This window comes from Pseudomonas iranensis (assembly GCF_014268585.2).
Lineage (GTDB): Bacteria > Pseudomonadota > Gammaproteobacteria > Pseudomonadales > Pseudomonadaceae > Aquipseudomonas > Aquipseudomonas iranensis.
On the sequence record NZ_CP077092.1, the window covers coordinates 4,679,410 to 4,699,532 of the forward strand.

At 61.4% G+C, this 20,123-nt stretch carries 18 protein-coding genes; 6 read left to right on the forward strand and 12 right to left on the reverse strand.

Annotated elements, in window-relative coordinates:
* Positions 1-245 precede the first annotated feature (245 nt).
* From HU724_RS21025 to HU724_RS21065, 9 genes are all read right to left on the reverse strand, one after another.
* Positions 246-1,286, reverse strand: a complete 1,041-nt coding sequence (locus HU724_RS21025; RefSeq protein WP_071173244.1) for an AI-2E family transporter — start codon at positions 1,284-1,286, stop codon at positions 246-248.
* A gap of 69 nt (positions 1,287-1,355) precedes the next feature.
* On the reverse strand, positions 1,356-2,162 hold the full coding sequence (locus HU724_RS21030; protein WP_122603212.1) for a DUF4892 domain-containing protein: 807 nt from the start codon (positions 2,160-2,162) through the stop codon (positions 1,356-1,358).
* A 115-nt stretch (positions 2,163-2,277) separates the two neighbouring features.
* Positions 2,278-3,132 carry an alpha/beta hydrolase gene (locus tag HU724_RS21035; RefSeq protein WP_186567731.1) on the reverse strand — a complete coding sequence of 285 codons (855 nt, stop codon included), beginning with the start codon at positions 3,130-3,132 and terminating at the stop codon, positions 2,278-2,280.
* Positions 3,129-3,935 (reverse strand): alpha/beta fold hydrolase, encoded by an 807-nt coding sequence (locus HU724_RS21040; protein WP_186567730.1) that lies wholly within the window; start codon positions 3,933-3,935, stop codon positions 3,129-3,131. Before HU724_RS21040 ends, HU724_RS21035 begins: the two co-directional genes overlap by 4 nt.
* Positions 3,936-4,246: 311 nt before the next feature.
* A complete protein-coding gene (locus HU724_RS21045) occupies positions 4,247-4,690 on the reverse strand; it encodes a hotdog fold thioesterase (protein ID WP_016773655.1) in 444 nt (147 codons plus the stop codon).
* A gap of 31 nt (positions 4,691-4,721) precedes the next feature.
* Entirely contained in the window at positions 4,722-6,377 is a 1,656-nt protein-coding gene (locus HU724_RS21050; protein ID WP_186567729.1) for an AMP-binding protein, read from the reverse strand.
* Between the two features lie 203 nt (positions 6,378-6,580).
* A complete protein-coding gene (sixA, locus tag HU724_RS21055; RefSeq protein WP_186567728.1) occupies positions 6,581-7,033 on the reverse strand; it encodes a phosphohistidine phosphatase SixA in 453 nt (150 codons plus the stop codon).
* The gene (locus tag HU724_RS21060; protein ID WP_016773653.1) at positions 7,030-7,377 is read right to left on the reverse strand and encodes a DUF4389 domain-containing protein; all 348 of its coding nucleotides are present in this window, start codon (positions 7,375-7,377) and stop codon (positions 7,030-7,032) included. Before HU724_RS21060 ends, sixA begins: the two co-directional genes overlap by 4 nt.
* 30 nt (positions 7,378-7,407) lie before the next feature.
* Positions 7,408-8,433 (reverse strand): NAD(P)H-dependent glycerol-3-phosphate dehydrogenase, encoded by a 1,026-nt coding sequence (locus HU724_RS21065; RefSeq protein ID WP_024013958.1) that lies wholly within the window; start codon positions 8,431-8,433, stop codon positions 7,408-7,410.
* Positions 8,434-8,630: 197 nt separating this feature from the next.
* Between HU724_RS21065 and HU724_RS21070 the strand changes: the two genes are divergently transcribed.
* From HU724_RS21070 to HU724_RS21095, 6 genes are all read left to right on the forward strand, one after another.
* A complete protein-coding gene (locus tag HU724_RS21070; RefSeq protein ID WP_186567727.1) occupies positions 8,631-10,754 on the forward strand; it encodes a TonB-dependent receptor plug domain-containing protein in 2,124 nt (707 codons plus the stop codon).
* 1 nt (position 10,755) lies between these two features.
* The gene (locus HU724_RS21075; RefSeq protein ID WP_123443628.1) at positions 10,756-11,688 is read left to right on the forward strand and encodes an ABC transporter substrate-binding protein; all 933 of its coding nucleotides are present in this window, start codon (positions 10,756-10,758) and stop codon (positions 11,686-11,688) included.
* On the forward strand, positions 11,685-13,589 hold the full coding sequence (locus HU724_RS21080) for an ATP-binding protein (protein ID WP_016773649.1): 1,905 nt from the start codon (positions 11,685-11,687) through the stop codon (positions 13,587-13,589). The genes HU724_RS21075 and HU724_RS21080 overlap by 4 nt, the downstream gene beginning before the upstream one ends.
* A 247-nt stretch (positions 13,590-13,836) precedes the next feature.
* Entirely contained in the window at positions 13,837-14,352 is a 516-nt protein-coding gene (fabA, locus tag HU724_RS21085; protein WP_133340714.1) for a 3-hydroxyacyl-[acyl-carrier-protein] dehydratase FabA, read from the forward strand.
* Positions 14,353-14,363: 11 nt separating this feature from the next.
* Entirely contained in the window at positions 14,364-15,584 is a 1,221-nt protein-coding gene (fabB, locus tag HU724_RS21090; protein WP_016773647.1) for a beta-ketoacyl-ACP synthase I, read from the forward strand.
* Between the two features lie 453 nt (positions 15,585-16,037).
* The gene (locus HU724_RS21095; protein ID WP_016773646.1) at positions 16,038-16,226 is read left to right on the forward strand and encodes a hypothetical protein; all 189 of its coding nucleotides are present in this window, start codon (positions 16,038-16,040) and stop codon (positions 16,224-16,226) included.
* Between the two features lie 68 nt (positions 16,227-16,294).
* Here the strand turns inward: HU724_RS21095 and HU724_RS21100 are convergent, their stop codons facing one another.
* The 3 genes from HU724_RS21100 to relA form a co-directional block, all read right to left on the reverse strand.
* Positions 16,295-16,837: a DUF2058 domain-containing protein gene (locus tag HU724_RS21100; protein ID WP_016773645.1), complete on the reverse strand. Its 543-nt coding sequence runs from the start codon at positions 16,835-16,837 to the stop codon at positions 16,295-16,297.
* Between the two features lie 26 nt (positions 16,838-16,863).
* The gene (mazG, locus tag HU724_RS21105) at positions 16,864-17,697 is read right to left on the reverse strand and encodes a nucleoside triphosphate pyrophosphohydrolase (protein WP_024013963.1); all 834 of its coding nucleotides are present in this window, start codon (positions 17,695-17,697) and stop codon (positions 16,864-16,866) included.
* A gap of 130 nt (positions 17,698-17,827) precedes the next feature.
* The gene (relA, locus tag HU724_RS21110; RefSeq protein ID WP_041479585.1) at positions 17,828-20,071 is read right to left on the reverse strand and encodes a GTP diphosphokinase; all 2,244 of its coding nucleotides are present in this window, start codon (positions 20,069-20,071) and stop codon (positions 17,828-17,830) included.
* Between the last annotated feature and the right edge of the window lie 52 nt (positions 20,072-20,123).

Genomic DNA, 20,123 nt, shown 5'->3' on the forward strand with positions numbered 1-20,123 from the left:
CAGCCAGACACAGCGGAAGGAGGTGCAGCGAAGCAAACCGTAGCCGCTGCGCCCGGATCAGTCCCGGAGCGAAGGAACCCGAGCCTGCGAGGGCCGAACGCAGGAGCAAAGCGTTTTGGTTACTTTTGGGCGTCTGCAAAAGTGACCCGCTGTAAGAGCGGAACCGCCAGCCGCAACACCCGCAGAAACGGATATACACCCAAAACCCCAAGAGCATGGTCGGCCCAAAGGCCGCCAAGCCCCCCCTAGACCCGAGCCTGACTCTTACTCCAGTCCGTCAACAAACTATAAGCCACCGCCAACAAAGTAGGCCCAATAAACAACCCGATAAAGCCAAAGGCAATCAACCCGCCAAACACCCCGAGCAACACAATCACCAACGGCAGATTGCCGCCACGGCTGATCAGATACGGCTTGAGCACATTGTCCACGCCACTGATGATGAACGTCCCCCAGATCCCGAGAAAGATCGCCATCCCGTACTCCCCCTTCCACACCAGCCAAGCCGTGGCCGGCACCCACACCAGCGGTGGCCCCATCGGAATCAGACTCAGCATAAACGTGACGATCCCCAGCACCAGCGCCCCAGGAACCCCGGCAATCAAAAAGCCGATCAACGCCAGCACCGCCTGCGCCGCCGCGGTACCAATCACACCGTTGACCACCCGCTGCACCGTCCCCGCCACCAATTCGATGTAATAACCGGCACGATCGCCAATCAAGCGCTGCAGCAGACTGTGCACAAACGCCGCCAGTCGTGGCCCGTCACGGTAGAAAAAGAACACGAACACCAGGCTCAGCGTCAGCTCGAGAATCCCGCCGCCGATCTGCGCACTGCGCGCCAGCAGCCAGTTACCGACCTGGCCCAGATACGGCTTGATCGAGACCATCAACGCCGCGCCCTGTTGATCGATGCTGTCCCACATCGCCACCAGTCGCTCACCAACCAAAGGCACGCTACCAAGCCAGGTGGGCGCTTCCGGCAAACCGTCGACCTGCACATCCTTGATGAATGCCGTGGCATCGCGCACATGATCGGCAAGATTGAAACCCAGCCACACCAGCGGCGCCGCCACCAGCAACATCCAGCCCAGTGTCAGGATCAACGCTGCCAGCGATTCGCGGCCATTGAGCGCACGGGTGAGCAAACGCATCAGCGGCCAACTGGCGAACGCCAGCACCGCGCCCCAGAACAGCGCCGACCAGAACGGCGCCATCACCCACAGGCTGGCACCAAACAACACCAGCAGCAGAATCTGCACCAGCAGGCGATCGTTATTGAGCATGGAAAGTCCCGGCAAAGTCAGTCAGCGAAAGAGTAGGCGAACACTGCGTGCGTGCTCGCCCGGCACAGCTTATCGCAACAGGTCGATGCGCAGGCCAGAGCCTTCGAGATTGCCGGTTTCCATCCGGGCCGCCCGCACACCCTGAGTGATCAACGCCTGGCGCCAGGCTTCGGCCTTGGGCCCGGAAACCGTGACCCGCAAGGTCGTGTCGAGATTCAGGCCACGGGAAATCAGGCGCAGCCAGGTGGCATCCGGCTCATCAGCGAGTTTTGGGAAATCCAGCTCGCCGGTGCTTTTCAACTGGCGCAGCAGGGTTGCCGAGGTCGGCAGCAGTTCGCCCAACGGCGCAGTCGCCTCGAACTGTTCGACATGCAGATAGGCTTTGCGATTGCCGCGAGTGATGCTGTAGAGCGCCACCAGCGTGTTGTCCTTTGGCGCCGCCAGCCTGAGCAATAGATAGGCCTGTTGTTCGTCGGAGCCATACAGCTTGGCGTTGCCGAACACTTCGTTGGCCCACAGGCTGCTTTCGCCGCAATCGCGGGCCTGGCACCAGAACAGCAACTCGGCGTCCTGCTGTTGCAGGGCTTCGCGGGCGGCGGTAAAGGCTTCGGTGGCGGAATGTTCCGGCGGCAACTCGTAGGTTACCGAGGTGGTCTGGCCGCGGGCGGTGACCTGGCCGTCGAAGCGCAACTGGCCACTGATCTTGCGGATCGAGCCCAGCGGGTAGATGCGCTCCAGCTCGGCCGCCGGGCGATAGTCGACGATCTGTGCGTCGGCCAGACGCGGCACGATTTGCAGATCCTGGCTGCCCGGCACATCGGCAGCGAAGGACAAGGAGCTGAAGCAGCACAGCGCGAAAAGACTGAGTGGCCGCATAGTCAGGCTCACCGGACGGTCATGGCTGGGCGGGTCGGGGTCGCAGCGGTATAGAAATCCATCAAGTTTGTCTCCTGTTTCAACCCGCCCAGCCTCGGCAGTTGCCGGTAGCAAGTCAAGGCATGGCGAAAAAGCGATTGAAACAGTCTGCTACAAGACCTGCGCCAGCCTCGTCATTCAGGTGCAGATGATGCCCGCCCGGCAACTGTTCGTGACTGAAGGGTAGACGCTGCAGCAACTCAGGATGCCTGGCCAGCATGCCATCCGCCGCGACTACCAGATGCGCCGGGCAACTGACGCGCGAGGCAAACGCCATCGCCTGTTCTTCAGTCAGGCGCAGAGGTGATGGCAGGGTCAGGCGATTGTCGGTACGCCAGGTGTAACCGCCGGGCACCGGCATCAAGCCGCGCTGGGCCAACAGTTCAGCGGCTTCGCGACTGACCGCCACCAGGCCTTTCATCCGCGCTTCGACAGCTCGGTCGAGGGTGGTATAGACCGGTTTGCGCTTTTCCCGCAGATCGAGTTGCGCCTGCAGGGCCATGCCCATGCGTTCCGCAGCGTTTTCGCCTTTGTCTGTCGGAGGAATCACGCCATCGATGAGTGCCAGATGGCTGATGCGTTCCGGCAGCGAACCGGCCAGCACCATCGAGACAATCGCGCCCATCGAATGCCCGAGCAACCCGAAACGCTTCCAGCCCAGTTGCTCAGCCACTTGCAAAACATCATGGGCGTAGTCCCAAAGGGCATAACCGGCACCGCTCGGCCGATGCCCGGAATGGCCGTGGCCAGCCATGTCCAGGGCAACGATGCGCAAGCCGTTGAGCTTTGGCGCCAGCCGGGCGAAGCTGTTGGCGTTGTCGAGCCAGCCGTGCAACGCGATCACTGGCACGCCGTCCTCGGGGCCGAACAGATGCGCGGCCAACTCGATGTGCGGCAGATTCAGGCGCACTTCTTCGCAGGTCGGGCTCATGCGCAATCCTTGTTCTGCCGCTGCTCCCAGCGCGAGAACAGGCTCTTGAGCAGTCGCGCCGTATCTTGCGGACGCTCCAGTGGAAACATGTGTCCGCCGGGCATGCTCAGCGCCTCGCCTTGCGGCAGGCGCGAGACGAAACGCGTGTGGTGACGCATCACCACGCGACTCTTGTGCCCGCGCACCATGGCCAGCGGCACCTGCAACTGCCGAGTGCGCCCCGGACTGGTGTGCGGCACGCCGCGATAGATGCTGATTTCGGTGGCCGGGTCGAAACGCAGGCGCAGCTTGTCGTCGACTTGATGCAAACCGTGTTGCAGGTAGGCATCGAAGCATTCCGGGTCGAAACCACGAAACAGGTTTTTGCCGGAAAAGTAACTGCGCGCGCTGTCGAGATCGGCGAATTCTTCACGGCGCCCGAGGGTGCGCCCGGCCGGGGTCAGCCGGTCGATGAAACCAAAACGCTTGGCCGCGCGAATCACCCACTGATCGGTGCGGGTCAGCACCGGTGAGTCGAGCATCACCACGCCGCGATACAGCTCGGGACAGCGCAACGCCGCGTGCAAGTGCAGCAGACCGCCAAAGGAGTGGCCGACGCCCCATACCGGCTGTTCCTGCTGCTCGAGGTGATGGATCAGTTCATCGACCAGGTTGTACCAGTTGTCGTCCGCCGGAAAACGCGGGTCATGGGCGTGCTGCTCCAGATGCACCACCCGATACTCCGGCGCCAGCGCCGCGAACAACTTGCCATAGGTCCCCGAAGGGAAGCCGTTGGCGTGGGCGAAAAAGATCGGTTGCGACATGCGGGCAAATCCATGAGCGGGAATCGTGGCGTTGATTGTCCGCAAGAGCCGGCGCCGCAGCAATGACTGTAAGTGCCAGGAATGATGACAGTCCGGTCAGGGTGATGTGTATCAGCGAGACCGCTGCCCCCTCACCCCAGCCCTCTCCCCCAAGGGGGCGAGGGGAAAGGGAGCAAATCGGGGCGTGTTCGGGACCTGAGCTCGACTCGATTTATCAGGTCGACGAGGATCGCGAAAACCACACGGTAGGCCCCCTCTCCCTCTGGGAGAGGGCTGGGGTGAGGGCTCGACCTGACCGAACCCGATAAATGTCAACGCAGCGGCGGCTGTTCCCCCAGCGGCACCACCGCCATGGTCAGGCGCGACACGCAACTGGCCTTGCCTTCATCACTGGTCAAACGGATGTCCCAGACATGCGTGGTGCGCCCGATATGGATCGGCGTGGCTACCGCCGTCACCCGCCCACTGCGCAACCCGCGCAAATGGTTGGCGTTGATCTCCAGGCCGACGCAATAGAATTTGCTGGCATCGATGCACAGATAACTGGCCATCGAACCCACGGTTTCCGCCAGCACCACCGATGCGCCGCCATGCAGCAGACCGTAAGGCTGATGGGTGCGATGGTCGATGACCATGCTCGCCGTCAGCGACTGTTCATCGAAGGCTTCGAAGCGAATATCGAGCACTTCGCCGATGGTGTTCTTCTGGATTGCATTCAATTGTTCAATGTCGGGAGTAGTACGCCACAAGCTCATCGCAGACTTCCTTTGTTGTTGTAGTCGACGCTCAATCCTGCCACAGCACCGCCTCGCTGCGCGCGCTCCATTCTTCGAAGCGCGGCCCGTAGCGATCCTCGATAACGTTGCGTTTGATCTTCAGGGTCGGCGTGAGGAAGCCGTTATCCACCGCCCAGCTGTCCTTGACCACCACCAGCCGGCGCAGGCGTTCGTGCTTGTCGAGGGCGGCGTTGACCTCTTCCAGCAGCTTTTCCAGGCTCGCGTGCAGGCTGGCACGAGGCTCTTGCTGATTGACCGTCGACAGCACGCACAAGCCCAGCGGCGCACTCAGGCCATCGCCGACCACGCACACCTGTTCGATGCGCGAATGCACGGCCAGACGGTTTTCAATTGGCGCCGGTGCGACGTATTTGCCTTTACTGGTCTTGAAGATTTCCTTGAGTCGCCCGGTCAGGCGCAGGCGCCCTTCGCTGTCCTGCTCACCCTTGTCGCCGGTGCGCAGAAAGCCGTCTGCGGTCAGCGTCTCAGCAGTTTTCTGCGGTTCCTTGAAATAGCCGAGCATGTTGGCCTGGCTGCGCACCTGCACTTCGCCGGACTCATCGATGCGCACCTCCACTTCCGGGCACGGCTGGCCAATCCAGCCCTGCTTGTATCGCCCCGGCAGGCAGATATGCGAATAGCCGCAGCCCTCGGTCATGCCGTACACCTCCAGCACATCGAGGCCAAGTTTCTGATACCAGGCGAGCAAGGTCTGCGGTACCGGCGCAGCGCCGGACAACGCCACGCGCAAGGCATCCAGGCCGAGCCCGGCGAGCACTTTGTGCCCGACCCGCTTGCCGATGAAGGGCAGCCCGAGGAGAAAGTCCAGACGCTGCGCCGGGATCTTGCTGTAAACACCCATCTGGAATTTGGTCCAGATACGCGGCACGCCGAACATTGCCGTAGGCCGCGCGCGCTGCAGATCGGTGATGAAAGTATCCAGGCTTTCGGCGAAGAACACTGTCTGCCCGGTGTAGATCGACGCCAGTTCGACAAACATGCGTTCGGCAACGTGGCACAGCGGCAGATACGACAGCAGCCGATCGTTCTCGTTGAGCCCGAACAGCTGCGTGCCACGGCTGGTGGCGAAACCGAGATTGGCGAAACTGTGCATCACGCCTTTGGGCAGGCCAGTGGTGCCGGAGGTGTAAATGATCGTCGCCAATTGCTCGGCGGCGGGGCGTGGATCGTCCTGGATTGGCGAACAGCTCTGCAGGTCCGCCCAGCTGTAATCGAACTCGCCTGGCGGATGCAGCGGCAGGCTGATGGTCGGCAGGCCCGCCGGCACGCCCTGCGACATGCCCGCCCAGTCATCCAGTTTGCCGATGAACGCCAGCGCACTTTCCGAATGCGTCAGCACCTGCGCCACGGATTCAGCGGTGAGATTGGGGTACAGCGGCACCGACACATGCCCGGCCATCCAGATCGCCAGATCGGCGATGATCCAGTGCGCGCAGTTTTTCGAGATCAAGGCGATGTGGCTGCCGGGCGGCAACTCTCGCGCTCGCAACCAGTGCGCGGCGCAGCGTGCCTGATGGCCGACATCGGCCCAAGTCAGCGTCTCGACCTGGCCACCGCCGATCGGCTGCACCAGAAAGCGCTGGCGCGGATGCCGGGCTTCCCGTTCGTAGAACACGTCCAGCGGCAAACGGAAGGCGGCAGACATGCGACTCGCTCCTGTTTTTTTGGTCTGGAGCAAGCGTAGTCAACCAAGCAAGTGCTTGGTTGGAATTTTCAAACAAATAATTTCATGGATTGGCAGAAATCAATGTGGGAGCGAGCCTGCTCGCGAATGCAGTATGTCAGCCCCAAAAAGGGTGAATGACACGCCGCCTTCGCGAGCAGGCTCGCTCCCACAGGGATATGGCGTTAAGGGTGCTTGAGGCCATTGAGCTTCATCGAGCCAATCAGCAGCTCGCTGTGCTCAAGCTCCGCCAGCCCCGCCGTACTGACCCGCTCCGGCGGATGCCCGGCGCCGTGCTGCAGATAGCTGAGCAGATTGCCCACCAACGGGTTGTGGCTGACCAGCAGCACATTGCTCACCGCGACCAATTGCTCGGCGACCTTGTCCGGATCGCTCTCCGGCGTCAGCCACTCGACCGTACGGATCTCCGGCTCGAACCCCAGCGCCTCGCGCACGATCTGCGCGGTTTGCTGCGCGCGCAGATAAGGGCTGGCGTAGATCGCCGTCAGCGGCTGGCCCATCAGATGCGCCGCGCTGCGCAGAACTTCTTTACGACCATGCTCGGTCAGCTCGCGCTCGGAATCGATTTTCGAGCCGTGAGGCACCGCCTCACCATGACGCAATACCCACAGTTTCATAGCTTGGGCTCCTCATCGCGCACCGGATGCGCGGCCGGGGCGACGGTGTGCGGCGCTTCCCCTTCCGGGGTGCGCGGCGCCGGCCAGTCGGCGAACGGCCAGGGCTTCTGGTCACTGTGGAACGTGCCGAAGCGGCCGATCTGCGCGAGGAACTGGCTGAGGCTGTCGCCGAAATTCATCAGGCTGGCGCTCGGTGCGCCGTAGATCAGGCGGTAGATCAGTTGCACCAATACCACCGCTCCGAGGATGAACTGCGCGACTTGCCAGACCAGCAGATAAACGATCATCCACAACACCCGCAGGAGGATGGATTCGTACTGGGTTTCGCTTTTCGGATCGTTCATGGCTTGCTTCCTGTCCGTGTAACAGCTGAATCAGTTGAAACCGCTGGTGGAAATAAAGTCGACGTCGGTTTTCGGCTCGGCACGCATCAGTAGACCGATCACCTGCTCCAGCGTGCGTCCTTCGAACAGGATCGCGTGCAGCCCGGCGACCAGCGGCATGTACACGCCGACTTCCTGGGACTTGGCCTTGAGCACCTTGAGGGTGTTGACCCCTTCGGCGACCTCGCCAAGACGCGACACCGCTTCGTCGAGGCTCAAGCCCTGACCGAGGGCGAAGCCGACCTGGTAGTTGCGGCTTTTGGGCGATGAACAGGTGACGATCAGATCGCCAACCCCGGCCAGACCAAGGAAGGTCATCGGGTTGGCGCCTTGATTCACCGCAAAGCGGGTCATCTCGGCCAAGGCGCGAGTGATCAGCATGCTCTTGGTGTTCTCGCCCATTTCCAATGCCACCGCCATGCCGGCGATGATCGCGTAAACGTTTTTCAACGCGCCGCCCAGCTCGACACCGAAACGGTCGGCGCTGGCGTAGACGCGGAAGGTGCGCCCGTGCAGGGCGGCTTGCACCGCTTTGCACAGTTCTTCGTCTTCACTGGCGACCACCGTGGCGGTCAGTGCGTGCTCGGCGATTTCCCGCGCCAGGTTCGGACCGGACAACACGCCAATGCGCGCCTGCGGGGCGATCTCTTCGAGAATCTGGCTCATCAGCTTGAAGGTCTGCGCTTCGATGCCTTTGGTCAGGCTGACCAGCATCTTGCCGCTCAAACGCTCGGCGTGGGCGGCGAGTACCGTGCGCAAGGCGCTGGATGGCAGCGCGACAAAGCACAGATCGCAGGCATCGAGAGTGGCTTGCAGGTCGGTGACAGCAGTCACGCCCGGGAGAATCTTGATGCCTTTGAGATAACGCGGGTTTTCGCGGTTGACCCGGATGGCCTCGGCCTGCTCGGGGTCACGCATCCACTGAAGGACTTGATGGCCGTTCTCGGCCAGCAGATTGGCCACGGCGGTACCAAAACTTCCGCCTCCCAGGACCGCAATCGGGCGCTGTTCAGTCATATGCAATCCGTTAATCCATACCAGTGGCGATGCCGGGCATTATACGGGGCGACCCGGTGGCGGCCAGCCCCAGCAACAATTACCGACATTTGTAGGAAGAAGACCAATAAAACCTAGGAAAATGCCTGCAACGTCACTGGAAAAGTCGCCGCCCTCGGTTAACATGCGCGCCAATTCTTCTCTCTGCAGGCTGTGTCGTGTTTTCTGGCCCTCCTCCCCCGCGCTCGCCGCTGCTCCTGGCGCTGCTGTTCAGCCCGCTGGTGCTGGCGGACGATCTGTTCGTCGACAGCCAGACGCTGCCGCAGGTGCTCACGGCCACGCGGCTGAAACAGACGCCAGCGGAAGTGCCCGGGAGCATGACCGTTCTCGACAGCGAACTGATCAGCGCCAGCGGTGCCCGCGACATCAGCGAGCTACTGCGACTGGTGCCGGGGATGATGGTTGGCAGCATCAACGGCAATCAGCCGGCGGTGAATTACCACGGCACCAACGCCAGCGAAGCACGGCGCATGCAGGTGTTGATCGATGGCCGTTCGGTGTACCGCGCCGGCCTGGCGACGGTGGACTGGAGCGATATCCCGGTAGCGATGGAAGACATTGACCGGATCGAGGTGTTTCGCGGCCCGAACACGGTCAGTTACGGTGCCAACGCGCTGATGGCGGTGATCAACATCATCACCCGCCACCCGGCCGACAGCCATGGCACGCGCCTGAAAATCACCCGTGGCCAGCGTGGCATCAACGACTTTTATGCCAGTCAGGGCACCGGGTGGGATGGCGGTGATCTGCGCCTGTCGCTGTCCGGCCAGGAAGACGACGGTTTCGACAGCGACCGCAACGGCGCCGATTATCGCGACAGTCGACGCTTGAATCGTCTGAGCCTGGCGGTCAGCCACGACCTCAATGAAGGACAAAGCCTCGACTGGCAGCTCAACGCCAAGGACGGCAGCAATCAGCGACCTTATACCTACCGCCCGGTGTTCTCGGGGATTACCGACGCCGGGAACAATTCCGACGTGGTGGCCAAGGATTACGCCGGTTCGGTGCGCTGGAACCTCGATATCAATCCCGAACATAGCCTTTATGTGCAAGGTTCGGCGCAGCACTGGGATCGCCAGCAAGTCTGGCGCGCCTGCGATGCCGAGGTGTCGTTCAGCCCCGAGCTGGCGCAGCTGTGGCAGCTCAACCCGAATTACACCGAACGGCTGGCGCGCAACATCAACCAGTTCACCGGCCCCGGCGCGGCACCCGGCACGCCGCAGGAAATGGCGCTGGCCAATCAAGTGCTCGAACAATGGCGCAACGGCGCCAGCCAGACCTTGTGCGGCGATATCGACCAGAGCGCCCGCGAATCGCGCTACGACCTCGAACTGCAGGACACCCTCAGCCTGTCCGACAGCCTGCGACTGGTCAGCGGCCTCAACTACCGCTACGACCGCGCCGATTCCGAGACCTATTTCAACGGCACCCTCGACGACACCACCTGGCGCGCCTTCGGCCAACTGGAATGGCGGGCTACCGAGCACTGGCTGCTGCAGGGCGGGGCGATGTTCGAAGACACGCAACTGATCGGCAGTTCGCTGACCCCGCGCTTCGCGGTCAACTACCTGATCAACCCGCGTCATGGCCTGCGCGCGGTGTACTCGGAAGCGATCCGCTCGCCGGACATGTTCGAGAACAACGTCAATTGGAGCTATCAGGTCAGCAACCTGCGACCCTCGGCCTACGGCCAGTCGTCGGCGCGCTATTTCGTCAAGACCCGTGGCCCCGGCGATCTCGATCAGGAACACATGCGCTCGCGGGAATTGGGCTACAACGGCTACTTCGCCGAACTCGGGCTGGCCGTGGACGTGAAGCTGTTCTACGACGAAATCACCGGGATGATCAGCGAGCCGCTGCGCAACAACCAGTACATCGCCAGCAACGCCAACAGCTCGCGCTTTCGTGGCAGCGAAACGCAACTCGACTGGCGCCTCAGCAGCGCCGACCGCTTGCGTTTGACCTACGCCTTCGTCGACGCCGAGGCGAGCAATCCGCTGGACCAACAGTTTACCGCGCGCAACAGCGGTTCCGCCGGTTGGCTGCGCAATTGGGGCCATGGCTGGAACAGCGCCCTCTTCTATTACGGCGACAACGCGCTCAACGGCTATCGCTTCGAACGCGTCGACACGCGCATCGCCAAACGCATCGCCATTGGCAAAGCTCAGCTGCAATTGGCCGGCGTGCTGCAACAGCGCCTCGACCATCAGCCGAACACCTTCGTCGACAATAATTACGATGAACGCCGGGTGATGTATTTCAGTGCCGAGCTGGAGTTCTAGGATGCGCACCGGCCCGTCACGGAAGACGCCCACCCTGGGTCACTGGCTGGCCGGGCTCTGCCTGTTCATGACCGCGTGGCTGCACGGCGTCGCGGTGCAGGCGGCGGATATTCTATTGACCGGCGCCGAGGAAAGCCCCGGCGTGCAGGCCTTCGTACAAGCGCTGAGTGAACTGCGCCCGACCGACAATGTGCGGTTCCAGCCGCTGGCCAGTTTGCCGGCACCGGGCAAATTACCGGCCAGTCTGCGCTTGATCCTGCTCGATCTGCCCAGCCTCGACTGGCGTCTGCAAGACTCACAAGGCCCGTCGACGCTGGTGTTGCGCATCAGCCGCTTGCAGGCGCGCCAGCGTTTCGCCGATGCCCAACCGGCGCGCCTGAGTCTGCTCTGGAGCGATCCGCCGCTGAGCCGGCAATTGCAACTGATCCGGCGGATCTTGCCGCAGGCGCGGCGGGTCGGCGTGCTGTTCGATGAGCACGGCGAATTCCTCATTGACGAATTGCGCGCGGCTGCACGGCCGTTGAATCTGGAGATTGTCAGCCAGCGCTGGGACAACATTCATGACAGCCGTCCGCTGCAAGCGGTGCTGAAACGCAGCGACGTGCTGCTCGGCCTCGATGACCCCGATCTGTACAACTCGCAAACGGCGAAAAACCTCCTGCTCAGCAGCTACTCGCGTCAGGTTGCGCTGATCGGCCCCAACATTGCATTCGTTCGCGCTGGCAGCCTCGCCAGTACCTACAGCGACCAGAGCGACTGGCTGGCGATTCTCGACCATTTGCTCGATCAGCCCACCAGCGCATGGCCGCGAACGCTTTACCCCGCTCGTTTCAAAGTCTCAAGTAATGCGCAGGTGGCTCGTTCTTTAGGCATCGAACCGCTGAATGAAGCATCTGTCGCCAGTGCCTTGGCCGAAGGAGAGCGCCGCCCATGAGTTTTCGTCGCCGTTGGGACATCAACACCCGCACGCAGCTGATCAGCCTCGGGCCGGCGCTGTTGCTGACGTTGCTGTTGATCAGCTTCTTTACCTTCGTGCGCATCCAGGATTTGCGCCAGGAGCTGAACCACACTGGCCAGTTGATTGCCAACCAACTGGCGCCTGCCACGGAATACGGGGTGATCTCCGGCAACAACGAAGTGCTGGAAAGCCTGCTCAAGGCGACACTGGCCACGCCCAACGTGCGCTTTCTCGAAGTGCAGGACAGCGCCAACCGGATTCTGGTGTATGTCGAACAACCGGCTGATAGCCACAGCCGCCCGCATCAGGTCGAAGTGTTCCAGGCACCGGTGCGTTTGCAGCGGATCGCCTTGCACAACGACTTCTTCCAGGACGGCAAGGTCAGCAACAGCGCCGCCGGCGAGGATTATCTGGGGCGAGTGATCGTCGGCCTGTCCAACGATGCTTTCAGTCAGCGCCAGCAGGAAATCCTGTTCAAGGCCGGGATTCTCGCGCTGTTCGCCCTGCTCTTCACCTTCGTCGTCGCCCGTCGTCTGGCCGGCAGTCTGTCCCAGCCGATCCGTGACATTGGCGATGCGGTCAAGGCGATTCAGGAAGGCGATTACAAAACCCCGCTGCCGATTGTCGACGACACCGAACTGGGCGCGCTGTCGCAGCACATCAATAACCTTGCTCAGGCGCTGGAACAGGCCAGCCGCGAGCAGCAGCAGGCGATGGCGCAACTGATCCAGACCCGCGAAGAGGCGGAAAAGGCCAACAACGCCAAATCGGATTTTCTGGCGATGATGAGCCATGAACTGCGCACCCCCATGAACGGTGTGCTGGGCATGTTGCAATTGCTCGAAACCACCGAGATGACCGAGGAGCAGGTCGAATACGCCGCGCTCGCTTCGGAGTCGACCGAGCATTTGCTCAAGGTCATCAATGACATTCTCGACTTCTCGCGAATCGAACGTTCGGAGCTGGAGCTTGAGCACATCCCGTTCAACCTCGCCGAGCTGATCGGCGCCTGCGCGCAGTCGTTCCAGCACAGCGCGGTGCAGCGAGGCCTGGCGCTGAATCTGCGCATTCCCGACGACATGCGCGGCTTGCAGGTGCAGGGCGATCCGACGCGGATCCGGCAGATTCTGGTCAATCTGGTCGGCAATGCCTTGAAGTTCACCGAGCAGGGCCGGGTCAGCATCGAGGCGCAATGGCAATCGTTGGATCACGAACTGTTGTGGTTCACCTGCTCGGTGCGCGACAGCGGCATCGGCATTTCTTCGGAGAGTCTGGAGCTGATGTTCAACGCCTTCCAGCAGGCCGACAGTTCGATCTCCCGTCGTTACGGTGGCACCGGTCTTGGTCTGCCGATCGCGCGGACTTTGGCCGAACGTATGGGCGGCACCTTGCGCGCGCAGAGTGAGGAAGGACGCGGTTCGGTGTTCACTCTGGAAATTCCATTGGCGCTCTATAAGCAGGCAATGCCGGCGCTGGCCGCGCCGCGCACCCTGAACGGTAGTGGTCAGGGCGAAGGACGCCATGTGTTGCTGGTCGAAGACAACCCGGTCAACCAGACCGTGATCGAAGCGATGCTGCGCAGCCTCGGCTTTGCGGTCAGCGTGGCGACCGATGGCGCGCAAGCGGTGCGCAGTGCCGAGGGTGGCGAATTCGAAGTGATTCTGATGGATTGCCGGCTGCCGATCATCGACGGCTACGAGGCCACGCGGCAGATCCGCGACCTGCCCGGACGCCGCGATGTGCCGATCATCGCGCTGACCGCCAACGCCTTGCAGGGCGATCGCGAAACCTGTCTGGCAGCGGGGATGAACGATTACTTGGCCAAGCCGTTCAAACGCAATGACCTGCAGCAGATTTTGCAGCGCTGGGTGTCGTAGTGTGGGCCTTTCGACCATCTGCGACTGGCGTGAAAAGCGAAAGTGCGGCAGTCTTAGGCACCCGAACGAGCCCCAAAAGGGGCTTGATTAAAAATTTCAGTGCACAAGTGTACATTCATGTCCTTGGTGCTGTGACTTTCACCACAACGCAATAGTCTATGAGTAGGCTGCCGGTTCGAGGCATGAACGCCTTGAACGGTCGGGAAGATCTGCCCCACCTGCCGCATGGGATTATTGAGGAGCTCGCATGACCAAACAAAACGCCTTTACTCGGGAAGACCTGCTGCGCTGCAGTCGCGGTGAGCTGTTCGGCCCAGGTAACGCGCAACTGCCCGCCCCGAACATGCTGATGGTGGATCGCATCACCCATATCAGCGAAGAAGGCGGCAAGTACGGCAAAGGTGAATTGGTCGCCGAGCTGGATATCAACCCTGACCTGTGGTTCTTCGCCTGCCATTTCGAAGGCGATCCGGTGATGCCGGGCTGCCTGGGTCTGGATGCCATGTGGCAACTGGTCGGTTTCTTCCTGGGCTGGCAAGGTCTGCCGGGCCGCGGCCGTGCGCTGGGTTCGGGCGAAGTGAAATTCTTCGGCCAGGTGCTGCCGACCGCCAGGAAAGTCACTTACAACATTCATATCAAACGCGTCCTCAAGGGCAAGCTGAACATGGCCATCGCCGATGGTTCGGTCAGTGTCGACGGACGCGAAATCTACACCGCCGAAGGCCTGCGCGTCGGCGTGTTCACCTCCACTGACAACTTCTAAGGGTTATTCGCATGCGCCGCGTCGTTATCACTGGTCTGGGCATCGTTTCGTGCCTGGGCAATGACAAAGAGACCGTCTCCGCTAACCTGCGTGCAAGCCGCCCTGGCATCCGGTTCAACCCGGAATATGCTGAAATGGGTCTGCGTAGCCAGGTTTCCGGCTCCATCGACCTCAACCTTGAAGAGCTGATCGATCGCAAGATCTATCGCTTCGTCGGTCATGCAGCGGCTTACGCCTACCTGGCCATGAAAGACGCCATCACTGACTCCGGCCTGACCGAAGAGCAGGTGTCCAACCCGCGTACCGGCCTGATCGCCGGTTCCGGCGGTGCTTCCACGCTGAACCAGATGGAAGCGCTGGACATCCTCCGCGAGAAAGGCGTGAAGCGCGTTGGCCCGTACCGTGTAACGCGGACCATGAGCAGCACCGTTTCCGCTTGCCTGGCCACGCCGTTCAAGATCAAGGGCCTGAACTACTCCATCGCTTCTGCCTGCGCCACCAGTGCTCACTGCATCGGTACCGCCATGGAACAGATCCAGATGGGCAAGCAGGACATCGTCTTCGCCGGTGGCGGTGAAGAAGAGCACTGGAGCCAGTCGTTCCTGTTCGACGCGATGGGCGCTCTGTCCAGCAAGCGCAACGATACCCCGGAACAAGCTTCCCGCGCGTACGACAAGGACCGCGACGGTTTCGTCATCGCTGGCGGCGGCGGCATGGTTGTCGTCGAAGAGCTGGAACACGCTCTGGCCCGTGGCGCGAAGATCTACGCCGAGATCGTTGGCTACGGCGCAACGTCCGATGGCTACGACATGGTTGCCCCGAGCGGCGAAGGCGCGATCCGCTGCATGCAGCAGGCGCTGTCCACCGTCGACACCCCGATCGACTACCTGAACACCCACGGCACTTCGACTCCGGTCGGCGACGTTGCGGAAATGAAAGGTGTGCGTGAAGTGTTCGGCGACAAGGCTCCAGCGATCAGCTCGACCAAGAGCCTGTCCGGTCACTCCCTGGGCGCAGCCGGCGTGCACGAAGCGATCTACTGCATGCTGATGATGGAAGGCAACTTCATTGCCGGCTCCGCCAACATCGACGAGCTCGACCCGGAAGTGGCCGATCTGCCGGTGCTGACCAAGACCCGCGAGAACGCCACCATCAACACCGTGATGAGCAACAGCTTCGGCTTTGGCGGCACCAACGCCACGCTGGTACTGAAGCGCTGGGAAGGCAAGTAATTCCCCACCGCTGAGCCACACATGAAAACGCCCCGACTGGTTCGGGGCGTTTTTTTTCGTCTGCAGAAAATAGCAGGTTCAACGCAAAACCCTGTGGGAGCGAGCCTGCTCGCGAATGCGATATTGATCGTTCCCACGCTCTGCGTGGGAATGCAGCCGTGACGCTCCGCGTCACTGGACGCGGAGCGTCCCCAGAGGCATTCCCACGCAGAGCGTGGGAACGATCAAAGAAGCCAGCTCCCACAGGGTTGCAGGGTGTTCGGGAGATGAAACTTCTGTCATGAAACTTACCACCCTGCGACCGAATGTCGCGGTTTACGCGGCCTCCAGCTTTGTTGCGAAATCCGCAACAACACCTTGCGCCAATCGGCAGTTTACTTAGCTGACTAACAAATCCTATAACAGAGTCCTGCACACGCCTTGGTGCAGTAACTTGAGATTTGGAGCTAGCAGATGACTGTAAAAGTAACTGAACGCGACGATTCACACATGTCCCATGAAGGCCTGGCCGCCGGCATCCGTATCTGGGATGTGCATCAACAAGACTTGCTGGTCGGCATGTTCCACAACGAGATCGATGCGCATAACTACAAGGCTGAACTGGAAGTGCAGGAACAGCAAAGAGAACTGAAGTCCGCCTGAAACAACACAGCATTTGAAAACGACAAACCCCGCCATGAGCGGGGTTCGTCGTTGTTACAGCCGAGGCTTTACCACATCAGATCGTCAGGGATCTGGTACGCCGCGTACGGATCGTCCTCAGCGTTGACCTCTTCGGTCTGCACGTTGAGCTGGACAATGCGCTGCGGGTCGCGCTCCTGGATCTTCAGCGCCGCTTCACGGGGAATCACTTCATAGCCGCCGTTGTGATGCACGATCGCCAGCGAACCGCTACTGAGCTTGTTGCGCATCAGCGTGTTGACCGAGATGCGCTTGACCTTCTTGTCGTCGACGAAGTTGTAGTAGTCCTCGGTAGTCAGCTTGGGCAGACGCGAGACTTCGATCAACTGCTTGACCTGCGCGGCGCGGGCCTTGGCCTCGGCCTTCTCCTGCTGCTGACGGTTCAGCTCCTGGTCGCGCTTGACCTTCTCGGCCATGGCTTCCTGGGCGGCGCGCTGCTGCGAATCGTCCAGCTCGGCCTGGCCTTTGTGGGCCAGGCGCTGTTGCTTCTGCTTGTCTTTGCTGACCTGCTTGGCCTGCTTTTGGTTGACCAGGCCTGCTTTGAGCAACTGGTCGCGAAGGGAAAGGCTCATCAATGCTTACTCACTTGGGCAACGGCTCAGCCGCAGCTGGGCTCATTCTTTTCCTGGCGTTTGGCTTCGCCCCACAGGGCGTCCAACTCTTCAAGGGTGCAATCTTCCATGGGACGGTGGGTGTCGCGCAATGCCTGTTCGATAAAACGGAAACGTCTTTCAAACTTGCCATTGGCGCCGCGCAAGGCGGTTTCCGGATCGACCTTCAAATGTCGGGCCAGATTGACCACGGAAAACAGCAGGTCGCCGATCTCGTCGGCCACCGCCACCGGATCGTTTTCCGACATGGCTTCGAGCACTTCATCGAGTTCTTCGCGCACCTTGTCGAGCACTGGCAAAGCGTCCGGCCAGTCGAAACCGACCTGCCCGGCGCGCTTCTGCAACTTGGCCGAGCGCGACAGTGCCGGCAAGGTGGCCGGCACATCATCAAGCAAGGACAACTGCTCGGGCGCAGAGGCTTTCTCGGCGCGCTCTTCGGCCTTGATCTCTTCCCAGCGCTGCTTGACCTGCTCTTCGCTCAAGCGCGGCACGTCGAGCGGCGCGTACAGGTCACCCGTCGGGAACACATGCGGATGACGGCGGATCAGTTTACGCGTGATGCTGTCGATCACCCCGGCGAATTCGAACCGCCCCTCTTCCTTGGCCAACTGGCTGTAATACACCACCTGAAACAACAGATCGCCCAACTCGCCCTGCAAGTGATCGAGATCGCCACGCTCGATGGCATCGGCCACTTCATAGGCTTCTTCGAGGGTGTGCGGGACGATGGTCGCGTAGGTTTGCTTGATGTCCCACGGACAACCGAACTGCGGATCGCGCAGACGGGACATCAGATGGAGCAGGTCTTCGAGTGAATACATCATTTATCAGGCTCACCACAAAATCCTGTGGGAGCTGGCTTGCCAGCGATTGCATCACCTCGACTCTCCTGAGAGACCGAGTCGTCTGCATCGCTGGCAAGCCAGCTCCCACATGGGATCAGAGTCATCTTCACGGGGTACGGTTACGCCGGGTTTCGATGATGTTCGGCAGTTGCGAAATCCGCCCCAGCAGCCGCCCGAGCGCATCCAGTCCGGGGATCTCGATGGTCAGCGACATCAGCGCGGTGTTGTCTTCCTTGTTCGAGCGGGTGTTGACCGCCAGCACGTTGATGCGCTCGTTGAGCAGCACCTGCGAGACGTCACGCAGCAGCCCGGAACGGTCGTAGGCGCGGATGATGATGTCCACCGGATAGGTGAGCACCGGCACCGGGCCCCAGCTGACCTGAATGATCCGCTCCGGCTCGCGCCCGCCCAGTTGCAGCACCGAGGCGCAGTCCTGACGGTGAATGCTCACGCCACGGCCCTGGGTGATGTAACCGACAATCGCATCGCCCGGCAGCGGCTGGCAGCAACCGGCCATTTGCGTCATCAGGTTGCCGACGCCCTGGATCTGGATATCGCCGCGCTTGCCCGGTTTGTAACCGGTGGCCTTGCGTGGGATCAGCTCCAGTTGCTCGTTGCCGCGCTCCGGTTCGACCAATTGCTGCGCAAGGTTGACCAGATGCGCCTGACGCAGGTCGCCGGCACCGAGGGCGGCGAACATGTCTTCGGCGGTTTTCATGTTGGCCTTTTCGGCCAGCTTGTCGAAATCCACCGCCGGCAGGCCGAGGCGATTGAGTTCGCGCTCGATCAGGGTTTTACCGGCCGCAACGTTCTGATCGCGAGCCTGCAACTTGAACCAATGGACGATCTTCGCCCGCGCCCGCGAGGTGGTGACGTAACCGAGGTTCGGGTTCAGCCAGTCGCGGCTCGGCGTGCCGTGTTTGCTGGTGATGATCTCGACCTGCTCGCCGGTCTGCAGACTGTAGTTCAGCGGCACGATACGGCCGTTGATCTTCGCGCCCCGGCAGTTGTGGCCGATTTCGGTGTGCACCCGATAGGCGAAGTCCAGCGGCGTCGCGCCTTTCGGCAAGTCGATGGCATGCCCGTCGGGAGTGAAGATGTAAACCCGATCAGGCTCGATGTCGACGCGCAGCTGTTCGGCCAGACCGCCGATATCACCCAGCTCTTCGTGCCATTCAAGCACCTGACGCAGCCAGGAGATTTTCTCTTCGTAATGGTTCGAGCCGGATTTGACGTCGGTGCCCTTGTAGCGCCAGTGCGCGCAGACGCCGAGTTCGGCCTCCTCGTGCATGGAATGGGTGCGGATCTGCACCTCGAGGACCTTGCCTTCCGGGCCGATCACCGCCGTGTGCAGCGAGCGGTAGCCGTTCTCTTTCGGGTTGGCGATGTAGTCGTCGAATTCTTTCGGGATGTGCCGCCACAGGGTGTGGACGATGCCGAGCGCGGTGTAGCAGTCGCGCATTTCCGGCACCAGCACGCGCACCGCGCGAACGTCGTAGATCTGGCTGAATTCCAGACCCTTGCGCTGCATTTTGCGCCAGATCGAGTAGATGTGTTTGGCCCGGCCGCTGATGTCGGCGTCGACGCCGGTGGCCTGCAGTTCGTCCTTGAGCTGGGTCATCACGTCGCTGATGAAACGCTCGCGGTCCAGCCGCCGCTCGTGGAGCAACTTGGCGATCTGCTTGTATTGATCGGGTTCGAGATAGCGGAAGGACAAGTCCTCCAGCTCCCATTTGATGTGACCGATGCCGAGGCGATGCGCCAGTGGCGCATAGATGTCGAAGACTTCGCGAGCGACGCGGTTGCGCTTTTCATCGTCGGCGGTTTTCACCGCACGGATGGCGCAGGTGCGTTCGGCCAGTTTGATCAGCGCAACGCGTACGTCATCGACCATGGCCACGAGCATTTTGCGCAGGTTCTCGACCTGCCCTTGCGTGCCCATTACCATCGATTGCCGTGGGCTGAGACTGGCGCTGATGGCCGCCATGCGCTGCACGCCGTCGATCAGCTTGGCCACTACCGGACCGAAGCGCTGGCCGATGGCCGCCAGCTCTATCTGGCCTTCGCGCACGCCGCGATATAACACGGCGGCGACCAGTGAATCCTGATCGAGCTTGAGGTCGGCGAGGATCTCGGCGATCTCAAGGCCAGTGCTGAAACTGCCGGAGCCTTCGGCCCACAGGTTCTTCTTCGCATTGGACTGCTGTTCGGCCTCGCGAGCGAACTCGCAGGCTTCTTTCAAGGCCTCGCGATCCAGTGCCAGATCGACACTGACCGCGTGATCGAGCCAGGCCTCGAGATTGATACTGCCGTCGGTGTTGATCGGCTGGTGTGCTCTCACCTGTACCATGCTGCTTTACCTTCCCTACGACGCAGATTCAATGCGTCAAATCGCTGATCCT